General features: G+C 55.5%; 19 protein-coding genes and 1 pseudogene. 15 read left to right on the top strand and 5 right to left on the bottom strand.

Translation table 11 applies throughout. The features are described from left to right. Positions 1-7 precede the first annotated feature (7 nt). The 7 genes and pseudogenes from FGL10_RS09100 to FGL10_RS12665 all read left to right on the top strand — a co-directional run bounded on the left by FGL10_RS09100 (position 8) and on the right by FGL10_RS12665 (position 7,510). Positions 8-2,281 (top strand): annotated as a pseudogene (locus FGL10_RS09100) (Tex family protein). A gap of 198 nt (positions 2,282-2,479) precedes the next feature. Then, positions 2,480-2,821 carry a hypothetical protein gene (locus FGL10_RS09095; protein ID WP_003707071.1) on the top strand — a complete coding sequence of 114 codons (342 nt, stop codon included), beginning with the start codon at positions 2,480-2,482 and terminating at the stop codon, positions 2,819-2,821. Positions 2,822-2,995: 174 nt separating this feature from the next. Continuing rightward, on the top strand, positions 2,996-4,210 hold the full coding sequence (gltS, locus tag FGL10_RS09090) for a sodium/glutamate symporter (RefSeq protein WP_003707074.1): 1,215 nt from the start codon (positions 2,996-2,998) through the stop codon (positions 4,208-4,210). Between the two features lie 99 nt (positions 4,211-4,309). After that, a complete protein-coding gene (locus FGL10_RS09085) occupies positions 4,310-5,323 on the top strand; it encodes a lysozyme inhibitor LprI family protein (RefSeq protein ID WP_003707076.1) in 1,014 nt (337 codons plus the stop codon). A gap of 10 nt (positions 5,324-5,333) precedes the next feature. Then, on the top strand, positions 5,334-5,531 hold the full coding sequence (locus tag FGL10_RS09080; RefSeq protein ID WP_002225930.1) for a hypothetical protein: 198 nt from the start codon (positions 5,334-5,336) through the stop codon (positions 5,529-5,531). Between the two features lie 17 nt (positions 5,532-5,548). Next, the gene (locus FGL10_RS09075) at positions 5,549-5,686 is read left to right on the top strand and encodes a hypothetical protein (RefSeq protein WP_118779497.1); all 138 of its coding nucleotides are present in this window, start codon (positions 5,549-5,551) and stop codon (positions 5,684-5,686) included. A 342-nt stretch (positions 5,687-6,028) separates the two neighbouring features. After that, complete coding sequence (locus tag FGL10_RS12665; RefSeq protein WP_232043743.1) at positions 6,029-7,510, top strand: hypothetical protein; 1,482 nt, start codon at positions 6,029-6,031, stop codon at positions 7,508-7,510. 158 nt (positions 7,511-7,668) lie between these two features. On the opposite strand, the gene FGL10_RS09060 is transcribed toward FGL10_RS12665, so the two are convergent. Continuing rightward, positions 7,669-9,060, bottom strand: coding sequence for an OmpP1/FadL family transporter (locus FGL10_RS09060; protein ID WP_003707084.1), 1,392 nt, complete (start codon positions 9,058-9,060; stop codon positions 7,669-7,671). Positions 9,061-9,262: 202 nt separating this feature from the next. Next, complete coding sequence (gene pyk / locus FGL10_RS09055; protein ID WP_002228858.1) at positions 9,263-10,735, bottom strand: pyruvate kinase; 1,473 nt, start codon at positions 10,733-10,735, stop codon at positions 9,263-9,265. A gap of 339 nt (positions 10,736-11,074) precedes the next feature. Here pyk and FGL10_RS09045 point away from each other — a divergent pair, with 339 nt between their 5' ends. Continuing rightward, positions 11,075-11,626 carry a hypothetical protein gene (locus tag FGL10_RS09045; protein WP_003707087.1) on the top strand — a complete coding sequence of 184 codons (552 nt, stop codon included), beginning with the start codon at positions 11,075-11,077 and terminating at the stop codon, positions 11,624-11,626. Between the two features lie 47 nt (positions 11,627-11,673). Here the strand turns inward: FGL10_RS09045 and FGL10_RS12820 are convergent, their stop codons facing one another. Further along, the gene (locus tag FGL10_RS12820; RefSeq protein WP_003707089.1) at positions 11,674-11,799 is read right to left on the bottom strand and encodes a hypothetical protein; all 126 of its coding nucleotides are present in this window, start codon (positions 11,797-11,799) and stop codon (positions 11,674-11,676) included. Then, positions 11,796-12,638 (bottom strand): GNAT family N-acetyltransferase, encoded by an 843-nt coding sequence (locus tag FGL10_RS09040; RefSeq protein WP_003707090.1) that lies wholly within the window; start codon positions 12,636-12,638, stop codon positions 11,796-11,798. Before FGL10_RS09040 ends, FGL10_RS12820 begins: the two co-directional genes overlap by 4 nt. Before the next feature lie 65 nt (positions 12,639-12,703). On the opposite strand from FGL10_RS09040, the gene FGL10_RS12145 reads away from it, so the two are divergent. From FGL10_RS12145 to FGL10_RS12140, 5 genes are all read left to right on the top strand, one after another. Further along, a complete protein-coding gene (locus FGL10_RS12145; protein ID WP_155270590.1) occupies positions 12,704-12,844 on the top strand; it encodes a hypothetical protein in 141 nt (46 codons plus the stop codon). 29 nt (positions 12,845-12,873) lie between these two features. Further along, positions 12,874-13,794, top strand: coding sequence for an aspartate carbamoyltransferase (pyrB, locus tag FGL10_RS09035; RefSeq protein WP_002237525.1), 921 nt, complete (start codon positions 12,874-12,876; stop codon positions 13,792-13,794). Between the two features lie 9 nt (positions 13,795-13,803). Continuing rightward, positions 13,804-14,262: an aspartate carbamoyltransferase regulatory subunit gene (pyrI, locus tag FGL10_RS09030; protein WP_003707093.1), complete on the top strand. Its 459-nt coding sequence runs from the start codon at positions 13,804-13,806 to the stop codon at positions 14,260-14,262. 64 nt (positions 14,263-14,326) lie between these two features. Continuing rightward, positions 14,327-14,992, top strand: coding sequence for a DUF8453 domain-containing protein (locus FGL10_RS09025; RefSeq protein ID WP_003707094.1), 666 nt, complete (start codon positions 14,327-14,329; stop codon positions 14,990-14,992). A gap of 56 nt (positions 14,993-15,048) precedes the next feature. Next, a complete protein-coding gene (locus FGL10_RS12140) occupies positions 15,049-15,216 on the top strand; it encodes a hypothetical protein (protein ID WP_155270589.1) in 168 nt (55 codons plus the stop codon). Between the two features lie 86 nt (positions 15,217-15,302). Here the strand turns inward: FGL10_RS12140 and FGL10_RS09020 are convergent, their stop codons facing one another. After that, a complete protein-coding gene (locus tag FGL10_RS09020) occupies positions 15,303-16,526 on the bottom strand; it encodes a LysM peptidoglycan-binding domain-containing protein (protein WP_003707098.1) in 1,224 nt (407 codons plus the stop codon). Between the two features lie 184 nt (positions 16,527-16,710). On the opposite strand from FGL10_RS09020, the gene def reads away from it, so the two are divergent. Beyond that, positions 16,711-17,214, top strand: coding sequence for a peptide deformylase (gene def / locus FGL10_RS09015; RefSeq protein ID WP_036469097.1), 504 nt, complete (start codon positions 16,711-16,713; stop codon positions 17,212-17,214). Between the two features lie 86 nt (positions 17,215-17,300). Then, the gene (gene fmt, locus FGL10_RS09010; protein ID WP_036469129.1) at positions 17,301-18,227 is read left to right on the top strand and encodes a methionyl-tRNA formyltransferase; all 927 of its coding nucleotides are present in this window, start codon (positions 17,301-17,303) and stop codon (positions 18,225-18,227) included. The last annotated feature ends 73 nt before the right edge of the window (positions 18,228-18,300 follow it).

Here is an 18,300-nt window from a genome sequence, read left to right as displayed (position 1 = left end):
GCAATTTATGAACATCACCCGAATCCTCTCCCAAGAACTCTCCGCCACTGCCGCGCAAATTACCGCCGCTATCGAGCTTTTGGACGACGGCGCGACCGTACCCTTTATCGCGCGTTACCGTAAAGAAGCCACGGGCGGGCTGGACGATACGCAGCTGCGCCAGCTTGCCGAGCGGCTGCAATACCTGCGCGAGTTGGAAGAGCGCAAAGCCGTTGTTTTAAAAAGTATTGAAGAGCAAGGCAAGCTTTCAGACGACCTCAGGGCGCAAATCGAAGCCGCCGACAACAAAACCGCGCTGGAAGACCTGTATCTGCCCTACAAGCCCAAACGCCGCACCAAAGCGCAAATCGCGCGCGAACACGGTTTGCAGCCGCTGGCGGACGTGTTGCTTGCCGAGCAGCCGCAGGACGTGGAAGCCACCGCACGGGGCTACCTGAACGAAAACGTCCCCGACGCTAAAGCCGCGCTGGATGGCGCGCGCGCGATTCTGATGGAGCAGTTTGCCGAAGACGCGGAACTCATCGGCACGCTGCGCGATAAGTTGTGGAACAAAGCCGAAATCCACGCGCAAGTCATTGAAGGCAAACAAACCGAAGGCGAAAAATTCAGCGATTATTTCGACCACCGCGAACCCGTCCGCACGATGCCCAGCCACCGTGCACTGGCGGTTTTGCGCGGCCGCAACGAAGGCGTGTTGAACATCGCGCTCAAATACCGGCCCGACGACACGCCGATTACCCAGCCAAGCGAATACGAGCAAATCATCGCCCGCCGTTTCAAGGTTTCAGACGGCTGCAAATGGCTGCGCGACACCGTGCGCCTGACTTGGCGCGCAAAAATCTTTTTGTCGTTGGAACTTGAAGCCTTAAATAGTTTGAAAGAAGCCGCCGACACCGACGCGATTACCGTGTTCGCCCGCAATCTCAAAGACTTGCTGCTCGCCGCGCCTGCCGGACGGCTGACGACTTTGGGTCTCGATCCCGGCTACCGTAACGGCGTGAAATGCGCCGTGGTGGACGACACGGGCAAGCTGCTGGATACTGTCATCGTCTATTTGCATCAAGAAAACAATATGTTGGCAACGCTGTCGCGCCTGATTAAACAGCACGGCGTGAAGCTCATCGCCATCGGCAATGGCACCGCCAGCCGAGAAACCGACAAAATCGCGGGCGAACTGGTGCGTGAAATGTCGAAAATGGGGCTGCACAAAATCGTCGTTTCCGAAGCCGGCGCGTCGATTTATTCCGCGTCCGAACTGGCGGCGCGCGAGTTCCCCGACTTGGACGTTTCCCTGCGCGGCGCGGTGTCCATCGCCCGCAGGCTGCAAGACCCACTTGCCGAGTTGGTCAAAATCGACCCTAAATCCATCGGCGTGGGGTAGTATCAGCACGACGTAAACCAAAGCCGGCTCGCCAAATCGCTGGACGCGGTGGTCGAAGACTGCGTGAACGCCGTCGGCGTGGACGTGAACACCGCCTCTGTCCCACTCTTGGCGAGGATTTCCGGTTTAAATCAAACCCTTGCCCAAAACATTGTCGCCTACCGCGATGAAAACGGCGCGTTCGACAGCCGTAAAAAATTGCTGAAAGTACCGCGTTTGGGCGAAAAAACCTTCGAGCAGGCGGCAGGTTTTTTGCGGATTAACGGCGGCAAAGAGCCGCTGGACGCGAGCGCGGTGCATCCCGAAGCCTATCCCGTCGTCGCCAAAATGCTGGCGCAACAAGGCATTACCGCCGCCGAACTCATCGGCAACCGCGAGCGCGTGAAGCAAATCAAAGCGTCCGACTTCACCGACGAACGCTTCGGCCTGCCGACCATTCTGGACATCTTGTCCGAGCTGGAAAAACCCGGCCGTGATCCGCGCGGCGCGTTTCAGACGGCATCGTTTGCCGAAGGCATCCACGAAATCAGCGACTTGCAAGTCGGTATGATTTTAGAGGGCGTGGTTTCCAACGTCGCCAACTTCGGCGCGTTCGTGGACATCGGCGTCCATCAGGACGGCTTGGTACACATCTCCGCCCTGTCCAACAAGTTCGTCCAAGACCCTCGCGAAGTTGTGAAAGCCGGCGATGTGGTGAAAGTGAAAGTGCTGGAAGTCGATGCCGCACGCAAACGCATTGCGTTGACGATGCGCTTGGATGACGAACCGGGCGGCGCAAAACATAAAATGCCGTATGAAAACCGCAGCCGCGAACGGACAGCCGGCCGCAAACCCCAACGCAACGACCGCGCCCCGGCCAATTCGGCGATGGCGGATGCGTTTGCGAAGTTGAAGCGGTAAGTCCGACAGCAGGGATGTACAGTGACAGATGCAGCGGCGGGTTTTGCCCCCGCTTTTTCTGTTGTTTCAAATATGTGTATTCCCATGATGCCGTCTGAAGACTGTTCAGACGGCATTTGATTTGGTTGTGGCAGTGGTATGGCGGCAGGCGTATAGTTTCAAATTATTGCCAACCTGTTTAAATAAGGAGTCCGAACCATGAAAAAAGTTCTGTTTGCCGCGCTGGTGTCCTGTTTTTCGGTTTCTGCGTTTGCGGCGTGTGCCGACAGTCGGCAGCAGTGTGTAATCTATAAAAACGGCAATGTGGCGGCGGAGGGCGGCTGTACGGTCAGCAAGTGCCAAAGTGCCGATGCGCAAGTGTTGAAGTGGAAGATGAAAAACGGCAAAGGCGTAACCGTTGAAATCGGCAAAGACGGCAAGGTTTCGGTGAACAAAAAACCGGGAGCGAAAGCGAACAACAGCAATGCGGCAGGTATGGGTTTGACGTGTTATGCCGCCGATGCGGACAAGCGCGAGCAGTTCTGTTCGACCAATTATTGAACAGGTGCAAATGCCCGATGCCGTCTGAACGGAGTTTCAGACGGCATTTTGTTTGTAAAAAATAGTTGTAAAAAACGGCAATTCTTTGACAAGCCTTAACTGTTCCCCTAATATCCCTGCGTCTGCGCCCCTTCGGGCGGACATAAAGAAAAACATTTTAGGAGGTCAAACGATATGGAATGGGCGTTTAACAGTTATTACACTTTGATTGCCGCCACTTTGGTTTTGCTGGTCGGCAAGGTTTTAGTTAAGAAAATCAAATTTTTGCGTGATTTCAACATCCCCGAACCCGTGGCGGGCGGGCTGATTGCCGCGATTATCCTGTTTGCGCTGCACGAAGTGTACGGCGTGAGCTTCAAATTTGAAAAACCGCTGCAAGATGCGTTTATGCTGATTTTCTTCACGTCCATCGGCTTGAGCGCGGATTTTTCCCGCTTGAAGGCGGGCGGTTTGCCGCTGGTGGTGTTTACCGCGATTGTGGGCGGATTTATCCTGGTGCAAAACTTTGTCGGGGTCGGACTGGCTTCCGCTTTGGGTTTGGATCCGCTCATCGGTCTGATTACCGGTTCGGTTACGCTGACGGGCGGACACGGTACGGCGGGTGCCTGGGGGCCGGATTTTGAAACCAAATACGGCTTGGTCGGCGCAACCGGCTTGGGTATGGCTTCGGCTACTTTCGGGCTGGTGTTCGGCGGTCTGATCGGCGGGCCGGTTGCGCGCCGCCTGATCAACAAAATGGGGCGCAAACCGGTTGAAAACACAAAACAGGCTCAGGACGACAACGCGGACGACGTGTTCGAGCAGGCAAAACGCACCCGCCTGATTACTGCCGAATCTGCCGTTGAAACGCTGGCTATGTTTGCCGCGTGTCTGGCGTTTGCCGAGATTATGGACGGCTTCGACAAAGAATACCTGTTCGACCTGCCCAAATTCGTGTGGTGTCTGTTTGGCGGCGTGGTCATCCGCAACATCCTCACCGCCGCATTCAAGGTCAATATGTTCGACCGCGCCATCGATGTGTTCGGCAATGCTTCGCTTTCGCTTTTCTTGGCAATGGCGTTGCTGAATTTGAAACTGTGGGAGCTGACCGGTTTGGCGGGGCCTGTAACCGTCATCCTTGCCGTACAAACCGTGGTGATGGTTTTGTACGCGACTTTTGTTACCTATGTCTTTATGGGGCGCGACTATGATGCGGCGGTGTTGGCTGCCGGCAATTGCGGTTTCGGCTTGGGTGCAACGCCGACGGCGGTGGCAAATATGCAGTCCATCACGCATACTTTCGGCGCGTCGCATAAGGCGTTTTTGATTGTGCCTATGGTCGGCGCGTTCTTCGTCGATTTGATTAATGCCGCGATTCTTACCGGCTTTGTGAATTTCTTTAAAGGCTGATTTTTACGCCTTTCCGACAAAGCACCTGCAAGGTTTACCGCCGGCAGGTGCTTTTGCTATGATAGCCGCCATCGGTCTGCACCGTTTGGAAGGAACATCATGTATCGGAAACTCATTGCGCTGCCGTTTGCCCTGCTGCTTGCCGCGTGCGGCAGGGAAGAACCGCCCAAGGCGTTGGAATGCGCCAACCCCGCCGTGTTGCAGGACATACGCGGCAATATTCAGGAAACGCTCACGCAGGAAGCGCGTTCTTTCGCGCGCGAAGACGGCAGGCAGTTTGTCGATGCCGACAAAATTATCGCTGCCGCCTACGGTTTGGCGTTTTCTTTGGAACACGCTTCGGAAACGCAGGAAGGCGGGCGCACGTTCTGTATCGCCGATTTGAACATTACCGTGCCGTCTGAAACGCTTGCCGATGCCGAGGCAAACAGCCCCCTGTTGTATGGGGAAACCGCTTTGTCGGATATTGTGCGGCAGAAGACGGGCGGCAATGTCGAGTTTAAAGACGGCGTATTGACGGCAGCCGTCCGCTTCCTGCCCGTCAAAGATGGTCAGACGGCATTTGTCGACAACACGGTCGGTATGGCGGCGCAAACGCTGTCTGCCGCGTTGCTGCCTTACGGCGTGAAGAGCATCGTGATGATAGACGGCAAGGCGGTGAAAAAAGAAGACGCGGTCAGGATTTTGAGCGGAAAAGCCCCCGAACCGCCGTCCAAACCCACGCCCGAAGACATTTTGGAACACAATGCCGCCGCCAGCGATGCGGGCGTACCCCAAGCCGCAGAAGGCGCGCCCGAACCGGAAATCCTGCATCCCGACGACGGCGAGCGTGCCAATACCGTTACCGTATCACAGGGCGAAGTGGAAGAGGCGCGCGTACAAAACCAACGTGCGGAATCCGAAATTACCAAACTTTGGGGAGGACTCGATACCGACGTGCAAAAAGAGCTGGTTGGCGAACAACGCAAGTGGGCGCAGGAAAAAATCAGCAACTGCCGACAAGCCGCCGCGCAGGCAGACGGGAAAGAATACGCCGAATATCTCAAATTGCAGTGCGACACGCGGATGACGCGCGAACGGATACAGTATCTTCGCGGCTATTCCATCGATTAGGGGCAAACCGATGAATACCGTCCCCAAAAGCAGGATTCCCGTCAAACCGCTGCCCGAAAAAACCACAGACGAAGCCAAAGTCGAAAAATGGCGGCAGCTCGGTGCGGAACACGGTTTGTCGGGCGAATGGGCAGTTGCCGCCAGATTGGGCGAAAACGGTTTTACCGAAGAACAAATGGAAAATATCGCCAACCTGTTCGGCAGATAAAGGGAAAATTGACGGAAATGCCGTCTGAAACCCTGTTGTCGGTTTCAGACGGCATTTTGACCAATACGGTACGCAGGCGCAAAACAGCCGTCTTTTCCTGTGTTTCCTATGCTGATGTTCCAACACACGGGACGGCACACAAAGCACCGCCCTAAAGGGCGGGATTTCAACCGGAAAGGAAATACGATAAAATCGGCAATTTGCCGTAAACTTAAAAAGTTCCATCTATATCGAGGAGACATTATGCATTACCCCCCCCGCAAAATGAACATTTCGAGCAAGACCTTATCCCTTACACCGTCCGCTTCAGACTCAATCAAATCCTTCCCGAACTCGACTGCCATTGGCAGGAAAATCTGACAGAAATCTTCAAAACACTTTCTCCCGAAGCCGGTCAGGCCGCCTGTACGCAAATCCTTTCCCGACACGGCATAAGCTATAACGAAGCCGACGGTTCTTTCACTTACCTTCCCAAAAAACGCATTTCGTTTTCTTCTTTGGCAACGGATATTCCCATTCCCGACCTCAAACGGCTGGCGGGGCATATTGCGGAACGCCTGGATGTATTGGCGCAATGCGAATCGCCGGTTTATATTGCCGACATTCTCGAAAGCGTGCTGTCCGTTATCAAAAACGTCGATACTGGGGGCAAGCGCGCACGGGAAAATTTCAAACAGATTCTGAAAACCGAATTTATTTACGCCGCCGCTGCGGTATTGAAAAACAAAACCAAATGGGAAATCCCCGAAAATACCCGCAATCTCGATTCGGACATCATCTGTACCTATATCTGCGAAGTGTTCCTAAAATCACACCTGCTCGGCAACAGTTTTCCGATGATGCGCCCGCGCGAAGTGAAGCAGATGCCCGAACCGGTGTTTGACAAAGTATTGTTTGCCGAACAGCGCGCCCGCCAGTTGGAAGTTATCCGAACGTCAAAATACATCTTCGCCATCGCGCCTTATTACACCGACGATATTCCGTTTTCCCTACGCCGCTTCCTGTCGGAAGACAAACTTTATACCAGCTACAACCGCTATTACACCGCCATCCATATTCCCGTCCGCAACATCACTCAGAATGATGCCCTGCGTTTTGCCAACGGTTTGAAACAGATTCTTTCGCTGCAATCCGGCGTGAGCTGGGAAATCATCGATATGATGGACAGGATAGAGGAAAACTACGACAAAAAAGCCCTGCCGCTGCTGTTTTCGCCGTTCCCCGCGCAAGTCGAACGCACGCAGGCGATTGCCGCCAGATTGGACCAATTCGAGCGGTTGTTGGGCGACACCGTCCTCGATCCGTTCTACTATTGCCTGACGCGTATGGCGAAGGGCGAGGAAGATTTGAAATATATTTATATCGCCTTCCGCCAGTCTTTCGGCGGCATCTTCAATTCGTTTGAAAACTTCCGCCTGCTGCCCGCGCTGTGGATGAGCAGGGATGTGGAAAATATGTCCGACCGCATGAATGCCTATATTTCCGCAATGGAAGACCGCCGCCGCGAGATATTGTCCATTCGGCAGGGAAAGCCTGAAGAAGAATTTTCCCGCAAGATGGTCGTCTGCCTGACCGACTTGGAAAATTGTCTGGAAAAACACCTCGAACAGTTCGGGCCGGTATCGGAAAGTATCGAAGCCTGTACCGCCAAACTGCAGGAGCAACCGTCGTTCTTCAACAGGCTGATGAAAACCAACGACAAGCTCAACAGGCAGATTGACGTGTTGCAGAAACAGTCGGCAGCCATCCACAACGAAGCCTATATCGAAATGAACACGCTGCTTTACCGCCATCGCGAAGTGGTTTCCGTCCACAACCGCAAGGCGGATTATGCGGAAAAGGGCAAAGAGCGGATTGCGCTGTTCCCGCGTGGCTTGAACGGCATCACCAAGCTGCCCGCCGCCGTTTTGCTGCCCGAGCGTCCCTACCATTTTGATATGAAGGAGGTTCTGCATATATTCTCCCGGATACCGAGGTAGGCGTATCGGCTGCCGGATAAAAATGCACCCCGTCATTCCTGTCTGTACGGGGATGGCGGCGGTGTTTTCCTGCTTCGTTTTCAATCGAGCCTAAAACAATGCCGTCTGAAACGGAAATCTGTTTCAGACGGCATTTCTACAATCAAACGGCGGGCTGTTTATTTGAATTTGTAGGTGTATTGCAGGCCGATGATGTCGGCGTGGTTTTTGAAACGTGCGGAAGACGCGCCTTTGCTGTCCACATCGTTGCCGCTTGCCTTCGCCGTGCGGTAGCTGGTGTCGTTGATGTGGATGTGGGTGTAGGCGGCATCGACGACGTGGTTTTTACCGATATTGTATTTCATACCGGCGGAGAACCAGATGCGGTTGCCGTCGGGCAGGCTGTTCATACGGTAGTCGGCGTTGCGGACGGGCGATTTGTCAAAAGCGATGCCGGCGCGCAGTTGCAGCGGTTCGCTGATTTGATAAGAACCGCCCAAGCCGACTTTGTAGGTGTTGCGCCAGTTGGGCGTGATGGTGGTGCGGTCAGATTTGCCTTTGACGACGGTTTTTTCTTTTTCAAAAACCAGTTCCGCCTTATTGAAGCGGCTGTGGCGCGTCCAAGTTACGTCGCCGAACAGGTTGGCTTTGTCGGACACTTTGTACATGCCGTGTACGGACAAAGACTCAGGCGTTACGATTTTGACGCGGGCTTTTTCATTCGCCGTGTAACCGTTTGCTGCGAGTGCCGTACTCCACATTGCTTTCGCCGCCGTGTCGTCTGCCGCCCATTCGGCATCGCCTTTGAGCGTGTGTGAAACTTTGGAACGGTAGTTCACACCCACGCGCGCGCGGTCGTTGATGTCCCACATCCACGCCAGTTGGTAGCCGAAGCCCCAATCGCTGCCTTTGACATCGGCGTGTCCGTCGGCTTTGATTTGAGCAGCGGCAGTAGGATTAGAAGGTGTTGCTTGCAGCATTTGCGCTTTTTTTGGGATCCCCCAGTCGGCATATTTGCGCAGCTCGGCAGAAGTATGTTGGGCGATGATGCCTGCGCCGAAGGAATGGCGTTCGTTGAGTTTCCACGCGGCGACGGGTTCGACGGCGATACTGGTCAGACCGAGCTTGTTGATGTTGTGGCGCAACACGGAATCTTTTTCGTATTCGGTGGCAGAGCCGAAGGGGACGTAAACGCCCAAACCCAAAGTTACGTCGTCATTGACTTTGTATGCGCCGTAGATGTGGGGCGCAACCGTGGTTTTGGTGATTTTGCCGCTTTTCGAACCTTGGACGGGAATGCCGGTAAAGTCGGTGGCGGAATCCGCCTCATAACGGATGCTGGGCAACACGATGTTGGCGTTGACGGAAATCTGGCTGCTGTCGAGTTTGGTCAGGCCGGCGGGGTTGTAGAAGATGGTCGATGCGTCGGCGGCTTCTGCGGCGGCGGCATTTGCCGTGCTTTGCGCGTTGACCGACTGTGTGCCGAAGTGGTAGCCGGATGCTTGTGCGGATGCGGCGGCAAAGGCAGTGCCGAGCAGCAGGACGGTTTTTTTCAGTGTGGAAGGGGTCATTTCAGTTTCCGTAAAAAGGCGGACGGTGGACAAATAAAAAAGGCAGTCGGAATTGCCTTGTTTCGCTTTAGTATAGGTACTCGATTTTATCCGATGTTGCCGGATTTGCACAATTTTTCCGGTTTGCCCGAGCCGCCGGGCAAAAAATGCCGTCTGAAGCCTCGGGCATCGGCTTCAGACGGCATTTTCCACTCAGGGCGGATTATTTGACGCGCAGCACTTCCAGTGTGTTGGTCGAACCGGATTCGCGCATTTGCGAGCCGCTGGTAATGATGTACTGGTCGCCGGAATGCAGGATGTTATGTTCCACCAGCATCGTTTCGACTTCATTTAACGCCGTGTCGTGGTCGGTGCTGGTTGCCAAAATCAACGGACGCACGCCGCGGTACATCGCCATACGGCGTTGGGCGGAAACGCTCGGGGTCAGCGCGAAAATCGGCAGGGTGATGTTGTGGCGGCTGATTTCAAAGGCGGTCGAACCGCTTTCGGTCAGGGCGACGATGGCTTTGGCGTGAACCGCGCGCGCCACGCTGACCGCGCCGCCGGCAACCGCCAGGTTGGTGCTGACCGCTTCGGGATACTCCGCCTGTTCGGCAACGCCGTTGAGCGAATCCTGCTCTTTTTCCGCAGCCGCGCAGATAATCGCCATTTGGCTGACGGTTTCAAACGGATACGCGCCGACGGCGGTTTCGGCGGAACACATCACCGCATCGGTACCGTCCAATACCGCGTTTGCCACATCGCTGACTTCCGCGCGGGTCGGCACGGGGTTGGTAATCATCGATTCCATCATTTGCGTCGCCGTAATGCTGAAGCGGCGCAACTCGCGGGCGCGGCGGATCATCCGTTTTTGCAGGGCGGGGACGGCGGCGTGTCCGACTTCGACCGCCAAGTCGCCGCGCGCAACCATAATGCCGTCGCCGGCAAGGATGATTTCGTCCAAGTTTTCAATCGCTTCCACGCGTTCGATTTTGGAAACCAAACCGGGGCGCACGGCAGTGCTGCCCTTCATTTCTTCTTCGACTTTGGCGCGCGCGATGTGCAAATCTTCGGCGGATTTCACAAAGCTGATGGCGAGGTAGTCGCAACCGATGGCAATCGCGGTTTTCAGGTCGCGGAAGTCTTTTTCGGTCAACGCGCCTGCGGACAGACCGCCACCGCGTTTGTTGATGCCCTTGTTGCTTTTCAGGACGTGGCTGTTTTCCACCCTTGTGATAATCCTGCTGCCTTCGACGGATTCCACGGTCAGGGTCAGCAGGCCGTCGTCCAGCCACAATACGTCGCCTGCGGCAACGTCGTCGGGCAGGTCGCGGTAGTCCAAACCGACCGCTTCGCGCGTGCCTTCGCCTTCAAGCGCGGCATCGAGTACCAATGTTTCGCCTTTGTTCAATTCGATGCCGCCGCCGGCGATTTTGCCCACGCGGATTTTCGGCCCCTGCAGGTCGGCAATAATGGCGATTTCCTGTCCGGCGCGTTTTGCCGCCTCACGCACGATGCGGGCGTTTTCCTGATGGAATTCGGGCGTGCCGTGGCTGAAGTTGAAGCGGACGACGTTCAGGCCGCCGACGCGGATCATATCTTCCAACAGTTCGACGTTGTTGCTGCCCGGCCCCAAGGTGGCGACGATTTTGGTGTTGTGGCTGATGCGGGTCAGATCGCGGCTTGTCTGGTTCATATGAAAGTCCTTTCGGTTTCAAGTCGGAGGTTTTGCGGTATTTTGTTGCAAAATTACAGAAATTCGGGGGTAAATCGGCATTTCCCCGGGTTCTTTTGTCTGCCGTTTAAAAATATGATTGAAATTAATGGGTTGATATTTTACCCGCAAACAACCGTTTTGGCGCAAAATTACACGGTTTTATGACTTAGGCTAAATTTATTTTTTGTTCGGCGGCTTGCGCGGTCGGGTATAGTGGATTAAATTTAAATCAGGACAAGGCGACGAAGCCGCAGACAGTACAAATAGTACGGCAAGGCGAGGCAACGCCGTACTGGTTTAAATTTAATCCACTATAAAATGAAGGTTTTGAACGGTTGGTCGGATAGGAAGATGTGGCGGGTTTTGAGTGCTTTGCCGATAGGCGTGGTGTTTTGTGATTTGATCTACGGTTTTGTGTTGAACGTGTTGCAGGGTTTGGATTTGCAGCGTGCCGTGCCGGATTCGGAAGGCGTGTTGGCGGTTACGCCCGATATTGCGTTCAACAGTTTGCAGATTGTCGCCAACGGGGGGATGGCGGCGGTGGTCTGTTTCGGGTTGGCGGTTGTGTTTCTGCTCAACCGTTCGGTGCGGCGGCGGCAGGTGTTGGAAATCGGGGTGTTCCGGATGTTGGGGCTGGTGGCGGTGTTGGCGTTCAGCGCGCCTTCGCTGTGGGAGTGGGCGAACGCGCTGCCGCTGCTGCTGAAGGGCGCGGACGTGGTCAATACGGGCAATGCGCGTTATGTGCTGACGGCTTTGTGTATGCCCTTTCCGGCGGTGTCGTGCGGCATCGGGCTGGTGGGGCGGTTCAGGCTTCAGACGGCATCGGGCAGGGCGGCAAAGTCAGGGGGTACGGGCAAGGCGGACGGATAGGGCGCATATTTTAAAATGCCGTCTGAAAGGGCTTCAGACGGCATTTTTCAGTGGGCGTGCCGGGTTTCGATACCGGCTTTGATTTCGCCGTAAACCTGAGTGCCGCCTTGTCCGGACGGGGTGGCGCAGGCGGCGAGTGCCGACAGGGTGCAGATGAGGATGAGTGTTTTCATTTGGGATCGCAACGGAAGTGGTAGGCGCAGATTTCAAAACCGTTTTTGAAATACAGGCGGTGCGCGTCGGCGCGGTCGTGGTTGACGTGGACGTTAAGGTGGATTTTGGTAACCCCTGTTTCCGCGCCGATTTTGCGGACTTCTTCCAAAAGGCGTGAGGCGTAGCCTTTGCGGCGGCTTTGCGGCAGGGTAACGATGTCGTCGATATGGATATGTCGGCCGCCGGCGAGGGTGCAGGCTTCGCGGAAGCCGCAGACGGCGACGGCGTTGTGTTTGCCTTCTTCAAAAATACCCAGCAGGCGGTAGCCTTGGGGGCGTTGGATTTTGTTGATTTGTTCGGTAAAGCGGTTGATGTCGGTCAGGGCGGAACGCAAAACGCTCAAGGCTGCAAAGGCGGAGGACGTGTCTTCCGTGCCGATTTCGCGCAAAACGTAGGATGCGCCCGAGACGGTCTGTTCCTGTGCTTTCTCGGCGGCGTGTTTTTCTTCGATTGCCTGTGCCAGTGGGACGTTTCCTGCTTCGTCTTCGTCTGCTTTTCCGTGTTCGCGCTCTTCGATCAGTGCCTTGCAGTCGATGACGCGCAGGTCGTTGTCGGCGGCAAAGTCCATCAGGAAGCGGAACATCTGCGGATTGTCGGTTTCCAGTTTTTTATCGACGGCGACGCAGCGGATGTTGTCCACTAAAATCGGGCGCACCCATTTCGAGTAGGAGAGGCGGTTGTCTTTGGTGAACGAGGACAGGATGCCGCACAGGCGTTCCGCCCAGTCGCTGGGGCGGAAAACCTTGCCGGAACTCGTTGTGCCGTGGATGACGACTTCGTAGGGGTTGCAGACTAACATGGCGGCTTCCTGAAAAGAAATGTCTGGCGCGATTATACCTTATGCTTATGCGGGCGTGTTTGGATATGCCGTCTGAAAAGTACGGGATTCGTGCGGTAAAACTTTGCGGCGGCAAATATGCGATAATGCGCGCCGTATTGCCGCTTTTGCGAAGCTGTTCCGCAAACATACGGGCGGCGTGGACGTATAACCGGATACCCGCCTGACGCGGGTTTTTTACGGAAGGGGGGCAAAAATGCCTAATCCGCTTTACAGACAGCATATCATCTCCATTTCGGATTTGTCGCGCGAACAGTTGGAATGCCTGCTTCAGACGGCATTGAAGCTGAAGGCGCATCCGCGCGGCGATTTGTTGGAAGGCAAACTCATCGGGTCGTGCTTTTTCGAGCCGTCCACGCGCACGAGGCTGTCGTTTGAAACGGCGGTGCAGCGGCTGGGCGGCAAGGTCATCGGCTTTTCGGACGGCGCGAATACCAGTGCCAAAAAAGGCGAGACGCTTGCCGATACCGCCCGCATCATTTCCGGCTACACCGACGCAATCATCCAACGCCATCCCAAAGACGGCGCGGCGCGCGTGGCGGCGGAGTTTTCGCGCGTCCCCGTCATCAACGCCGGCGACGGCACGAACCAGCACCCCAGTCAGACCTTGTTGGATCTGGTAACAATTTATGAAACGCAGGGGCGTTTGGACAAGCTCAAAATCGCGATGGCGGGCGACTTGAAATACGGGCGCACCGTGCATTCGCTTTGTCAGGCGTTGAAACGTTGGGGCTGCGAATTTGCCTTCGTCTCGCCGCCCAGCCTCGCGATGCCCGACTACATTACCGAAGAGTTGGATGAAGCCGGCTGCCGATACCGTATCCTCGGCAGTTTGGAAGAAGCGGCGGAATGGGCGGACATCCTGTATATGACCCGTGTTCAGCGCGAGCGTTTCGACGAACAGGAATTTGCCAAAATCCAAGGCAAATTCAACCTCGAAGCGTCTATGCTCGCCCGCGCCAAACCGAACCTGCGCGTGCTGCACCCTTTGCCGCGCGTGGACGAAATCCATCCCGATGTCGATGCCACGCCGCACGCCTATTATTTCGAGCAGGCGACCAACGGCGTTTATGCGCGTATGGCGATATTGTCGCTGGTGTTGAACGAAGAAGTGTGAGGAACAGATATGGAAACCCCGAAACTCAGTGTCGAAGCCATTGAAAAAGGTACGGTGATCGACCATATTCCCGCCGGCAGGGGGCTGGCCATCCTGCGCCAGTTCAAACTTTTGCACTACGGCAACGCGGTAACCGTGGGCTTCAACCTGCCCAGCAAAACCCAAGGCAGCAAAGACATCATCAAAATCAAAGGCGTGTGCTTGGACGACAAAGCCGCCGACCGCCTCGCCCTGTTCGCCCCCGAAGCGGTGGTCAATACCATCGACAATTTCAAGGTCGTGCAGAAGCGGCATTTGAACCTACCCGACGAAATCGCCGAAGTGTTCCGCTGCCCGAACCCCAATTGCGCCGGCCACGGCGAGCCGGTCAAAAGCCGGTTTTATGTTAAAAAACACAACGGGCAGACGCGGCTGAAATGCCACTACTGCGAAAAAACCTACAGCCGGGATTCGGTGGCGGAAGCCTGACGGATTCCCTTAAACCGAGTGGGCGGCATTTCGTCTGCCGCCTGTTTTGCCAATCTGAAATGGAATGATGATGCACGCTTCTGTCCAAAGCCGTTTCGCACCGATACTTTATGTTTTGATTTTCTTTGCCGGTTTTTTGACCGCGCAAATCTGGTTCAATCAGAAAGCCTATACTGAAGAGCTGCCTCCGCTTCTGTCCGCATTGTCCGCTGTCGCGCTGGTGTGGCTGGCGTGGGCGTTCGTGTCGGCGCGTTCAAAGGCTAAGGCGGAAAAGTTCTACCGCGAAAAAATGATACAGAACGAAAGCATACACCCCGTCCTGCACGCTTCTTTGCAACACTTGGAACACAAGCCGCAAATGCTCGCCCTGCTGGTCAAAAACCACGGCAAAGGGATGGCGGAACAGGTCAGGTTTAAGGCGGAAGTGCTGCCCGACGACGAAGACGCGCGCACGATTGCCGCCGAGTTGGCAAAAATGGATATGTTTGCATTGGGGACGGACGCGGTCGCCTCGGGCGAAACCTATGGACGCGTGTTCGCCGATATTTTCGAGTTGTCGGCGGCTTTGGAAGGGCGCGCGTTCAAAGGAATGTTGAAACTGACGGCGGAATATAAAAACATCTTCGGCGATGCCTGCCGTTCGGAAACGGCGTTGGATTTGGGCGCGCTCAATCAGGCGTTGCAGGAGATTTCAAAAACGCCGGAAAAGCCCAAGCGGATATTTTATTGAAGGTGTCCCGATGCGCGGGGCGCGCACCGGCGGCGCGGCGGCTTTTTCCGGCAACAATGCCGTCTGAAGGCTTCAGACGGCATTTTTTTCAGGGGGCGGCGGCAAAGCGGCAAGATTGGGTTTGGATACTCGGTTGCTTCCATTTGGCTGCAAGGGAAATAGCCGCTTGTTTCCGTTCGGGCGGAAACCGGTTCTATCGGATAAAAGACATTTTGTCCGGCTAATTAAAGTTGTGCATCAACGGAATATGGAAACGCAGCCTCAATAAAAATGCCGTCTGAAGCCTTCAGACGGCATTGTTGCCGAGGGGTTATTGGAAAGGGTCGGAATCGACGCGAGCGCGGCCCTGATCCGGCATATTGTCCAAATCCCGTCCCGGATTGGCAGCGGTGTCGCCTACGGAAATATCGGAGATGTTTTCCAAAATAATGGCGTAAGCCAAGTTCGGCGCAGTGTGGTAAACCATTGCCAAACCCACTTCTTCGGCGGGTGTCGAAATCAGTTCGACGGTATCCCTGCTTTTCGGTTCTTCCGCCAAATTGTTGGAGAGGTTGACCTGCATCGTTTTCTTGCGTTTGTAGAGGCTTATTACCGCGCCTTTGTCCAATCCGTCCGCCTCGCCTTTGTCTATCGTAATGGTTTTGAACTGTCCGCCGACCCCCGCGCCTTCAAACACGGAAACGATTTTCGCCTGAATCGGGCGGGACGGCTCGTGCGGCACCATATTGAAGCGGTCGGTGTCTTCCGGCATTTTCATCAGGTAATCGCCCTGCTGTATTTCGGAAATGGCGGTTTCGACCACCAGCGGCTGTATCGAACGGGTACGCAGCGGGGTAATCAGAGGATGGGTGCGGCTGTAGTATTCGTTGTCTTTCAACCGTTCTTCAGCCTGCTTGGAGCGTTGTCCGAGGGCGGAGTCGGTATAGTCGAGGGAGCGTACGATGCCGCTGAATGCGACTTCTTGTCCGAGGAATCTGCCCGTATCCGGATCGGTGATGTTTTTATTGATGCGGTAGGTCAGATAGCGGCCCGGCTCTTTCAGGCCTTTGGTGTAAACCCGGGTGCCTTTGGTGTACAGCAGCCTGCCTTCCGGACCCGAAACCAGGCGCGGCGCGGCAGCGGTTTCTTTGCGGGAAACGATTTGCGGGTGCTGCATAAAGATGCGGTAGAAGTTGACATTGACGGCAGGGATGCCGTATCCGGACACTTCCTTATCCGGACTCATTTTGACGACGGGGATGCCGTCTGTCTGTTCCAGGCCGAGGCGCGGTTCGCCGTTAATGTAGCGCAACACCAATACCTGGCCCGGATAAATCAGGTCGGGATTGTGGATTCGGCTGCGGTTCGCGCCCCACAGGCGGCCCCATTGCCACGGGCTGTACAGGTATTTGCCCGAAATGCCCCACAGGGTGTCGCCCTGTTTGACTGTGTAGCGTTGCGGCGCGTTCGGGCGTACCTTCAGATTTGCCGCCAAAGTTTGTGTTGAGAATGCCATACCTGCCGCGCAGAGCAGGGTTATAATACGACGTTGCATAACCGTTCCCCTTATCTGATAAATTTCGGTTTGTCTTGCCTGATTGGGTTGGAAAAAGCGGCGGCGGTCTTTTCGGGACGTGCCGCGTGATAATAAATGTTTCGCATTTTAACATCGAATTATCCGCACCATCACGGTAATTATGAAAAACAGGCGGCGTATCCGCCGAAGGAAAGAGAAAATTATGGCTTTACTGAATATCTTGCAATATCCCGACGAGCGTCTGCACACGGTGGCAAAGCCTGTCGAACAAGTCGACGGGCGCATCCAAAAGCTGGTTGCCGATATGTTTGAAACGATGTACGAGGCGCGCGGCATCGGGCTGGCGGCGACGCAGGTCGATGTGCACGAGCGCGTGGTCGTGATGGATTTGTCCGAAAACCGCAGCGAACCGCGCGTGTTCATCAACCCCGTCATTGTTGAGAAAGACGGTGAAACCACTTACGAAGAGGGCTGCCTGTCGGTGCCGGGTATTTACGACACCGTAACCCGCGCCGAACGCGTCAAGGTCGAGGCTTTGAACGAAAAAGGCGAAAAGTTCACGCTGGAGGCGGACGGCTTGCTGGCGATTTGCGTGCAGCACGAGTTGGACCACCTGATGGGCATTGTGTTTGTCGAACGCCTGTCGCAGCTCAAGCAGAGCCGGATTAAGACCAAGTTGAAAAAACGTCAGAAACATACGATTTGACCCTTTTGCCGTGCCGTCTGAACGCTGCAAAGTTTTCAGACGGCACGGTCTTGTCCGACAATTTTACGCACACGCAGGAATACGCTATGAAAGTCATCTTCGCCGGAACGCCCGATTTTGCCGCCGCCGCTTTAAAAGCCGTTGCCGCCGCCGGTTTTGAAATCCCGCTGGTGCTGACTCAGCCCGACCGCCCTAAAGGACGCGGTATGCAGTTGACCGCATCGCCGGTCAAACAGGCTGCTTTGGAATTGGGTTTGACCGTGGCGCAGCCCGAAAAGCTGCGCAACAACGCCGAAGCCCTGCAAATGCTCAAAGAGGTCGAGGCAGACGTAATGGTGGTTGCCGCCTACGGTTTGATTCTGCCGCAAGACGTGTTGGATGTGCCGAAACACGGCTGCCTCAATATCCACGCCTCGCTGCTGCCCCGTTGGCGCGGCGCGGCGCCGATTCAGCGCGCGATTGAGGCAGGCGATGCCGAAACCGGCGTGTGCATTATGCAGATGGACATCGGTTTGGACACCGGCGATGTGGTCAGCGAACACCGCTACGCCATCCAACCGACCGATACCGCCAACGAAGTCCACGACGCGCTGATGGAAATCGGGGCGGCGGCGGTTGTTGCCGATTTGCAACAGCTTCAAAGCAAAGGCCGTCTGAACGCGGTCAAACAGCCCGAAGAAGGTGTTACTTACGCCCAAAAACTAAGCAAAGAAGAGGCGCGTATCGATTGGAGCGAAAGCGCGGCGGTTATCGAACGCAAAATCCGCGCCTTCAACCCCGTGCCTGCCGCGTGGGTTGAGTATCAGGGCAAGCCGATGAAAATCCGGCGGGCGGAAGTGGTGGCGCAACAAGGCGCGGCAGGCGAAGTGTTGTCCTGTTCGGCGGACGGTTTGGTCGTTGCCTGCGGCGAAAACGCGCTGAAGATTACCGAATTGCAGCCCGCCGGCGGCAGGCGTATGAATGTCGCGGCGTTTGCGGCGGGACGGCATATCGAAGCAGGGACGAAGCTGTAAATCCCTTCAGACGGCATTCCGATCCGCAAACGGGAATGCCGTCTGAAGCCATCAGTTGAAGAAAGCGAATCAC

It is taken from the genome of Neisseria lactamica (assembly GCF_901482445.1).
GTDB classification, from domain to species: Bacteria; Pseudomonadota; Gammaproteobacteria; order Burkholderiales; family Neisseriaceae; genus Neisseria; species Neisseria lactamica.
This window is presented reverse-complemented; position numbering and strand designations above follow the sequence as displayed.

What these genes read in the sequence shown, in the direction of transcription:
- pyrB (WP_002237525.1), top strand. Translation starts at nt 12,874, where the DNA reads ATGCCTAATCCGCTTTACAGACAGCATATCATCTCCATTTCGGATTTG.
- FGL10_RS09040 (WP_003707090.1), bottom strand. Translation starts at nt 12,638, where the DNA reads ATGTTAGTCTGCAACCCCTACGAAGTCGTCATCCACGGCACAACGAGT.
- FGL10_RS09080 (WP_002225930.1), top strand. Translation starts at nt 5,334, where the DNA reads ATGAATACCGTCCCCAAAAGCAGGATTCCCGTCAAACCGCTGCCCGAA.
- FGL10_RS09060 (WP_003707084.1), bottom strand. Translation starts at nt 9,060, where the DNA reads ATGACCCCTTCCACACTGAAAAAAACCGTCCTGCTGCTCGGCACTGCC.
- FGL10_RS09020 (WP_003707098.1), bottom strand. Translation starts at nt 16,526, where the DNA reads ATGCAACGTCGTATTATAACCCTGCTCTGCGCGGCAGGTATGGCATTC.
- FGL10_RS09045 (WP_003707087.1), top strand. Translation starts at nt 11,075, where the DNA reads ATGAAGGTTTTGAACGGTTGGTCGGATAGGAAGATGTGGCGGGTTTTG.
- FGL10_RS09025 (WP_003707094.1), top strand. Translation starts at nt 14,327, where the DNA reads ATGATGATGCACGCTTCTGTCCAAAGCCGTTTCGCACCGATACTTTAT.
- def (WP_036469097.1), top strand. Translation starts at nt 16,711, where the DNA reads ATGGCTTTACTGAATATCTTGCAATATCCCGACGAGCGTCTGCACACG.
- FGL10_RS12820 (WP_003707089.1), bottom strand. Translation starts at nt 11,799, where the DNA reads ATGAAAACACTCATCCTCATCTGCACCCTGTCGGCACTCGCCGCCTGC.
- pyrI (WP_003707093.1), top strand. Translation starts at nt 13,804, where the DNA reads ATGGAAACCCCGAAACTCAGTGTCGAAGCCATTGAAAAAGGTACGGTG.
- pyk (WP_002228858.1), bottom strand. Translation starts at nt 10,735, where the DNA reads ATGAACCAGACAAGCCGCGATCTGACCCGCATCAGCCACAACACCAAA.
- FGL10_RS09095 (WP_003707071.1), top strand. Translation starts at nt 2,480, where the DNA reads ATGAAAAAAGTTCTGTTTGCCGCGCTGGTGTCCTGTTTTTCGGTTTCT.
- FGL10_RS12140 (WP_155270589.1), top strand. Translation starts at nt 15,049, where the DNA reads ATGCCGTCTGAAGGCTTCAGACGGCATTTTTTTCAGGGGGCGGCGGCA.
- FGL10_RS12145 (WP_155270590.1), top strand. Translation starts at nt 12,704, where the DNA reads ATGCCGTCTGAAAAGTACGGGATTCGTGCGGTAAAACTTTGCGGCGGC.
- fmt (WP_036469129.1), top strand. Translation starts at nt 17,301, where the DNA reads ATGAAAGTCATCTTCGCCGGAACGCCCGATTTTGCCGCCGCCGCTTTA.
- gltS (WP_003707074.1), top strand. Translation starts at nt 2,996, where the DNA reads ATGGAATGGGCGTTTAACAGTTATTACACTTTGATTGCCGCCACTTTG.
- FGL10_RS09075 (WP_118779497.1), top strand. Translation starts at nt 5,549, where the DNA reads ATGCCGTCTGAAACCCTGTTGTCGGTTTCAGACGGCATTTTGACCAAT.
- FGL10_RS09085 (WP_003707076.1), top strand. Translation starts at nt 4,310, where the DNA reads ATGTATCGGAAACTCATTGCGCTGCCGTTTGCCCTGCTGCTTGCCGCG.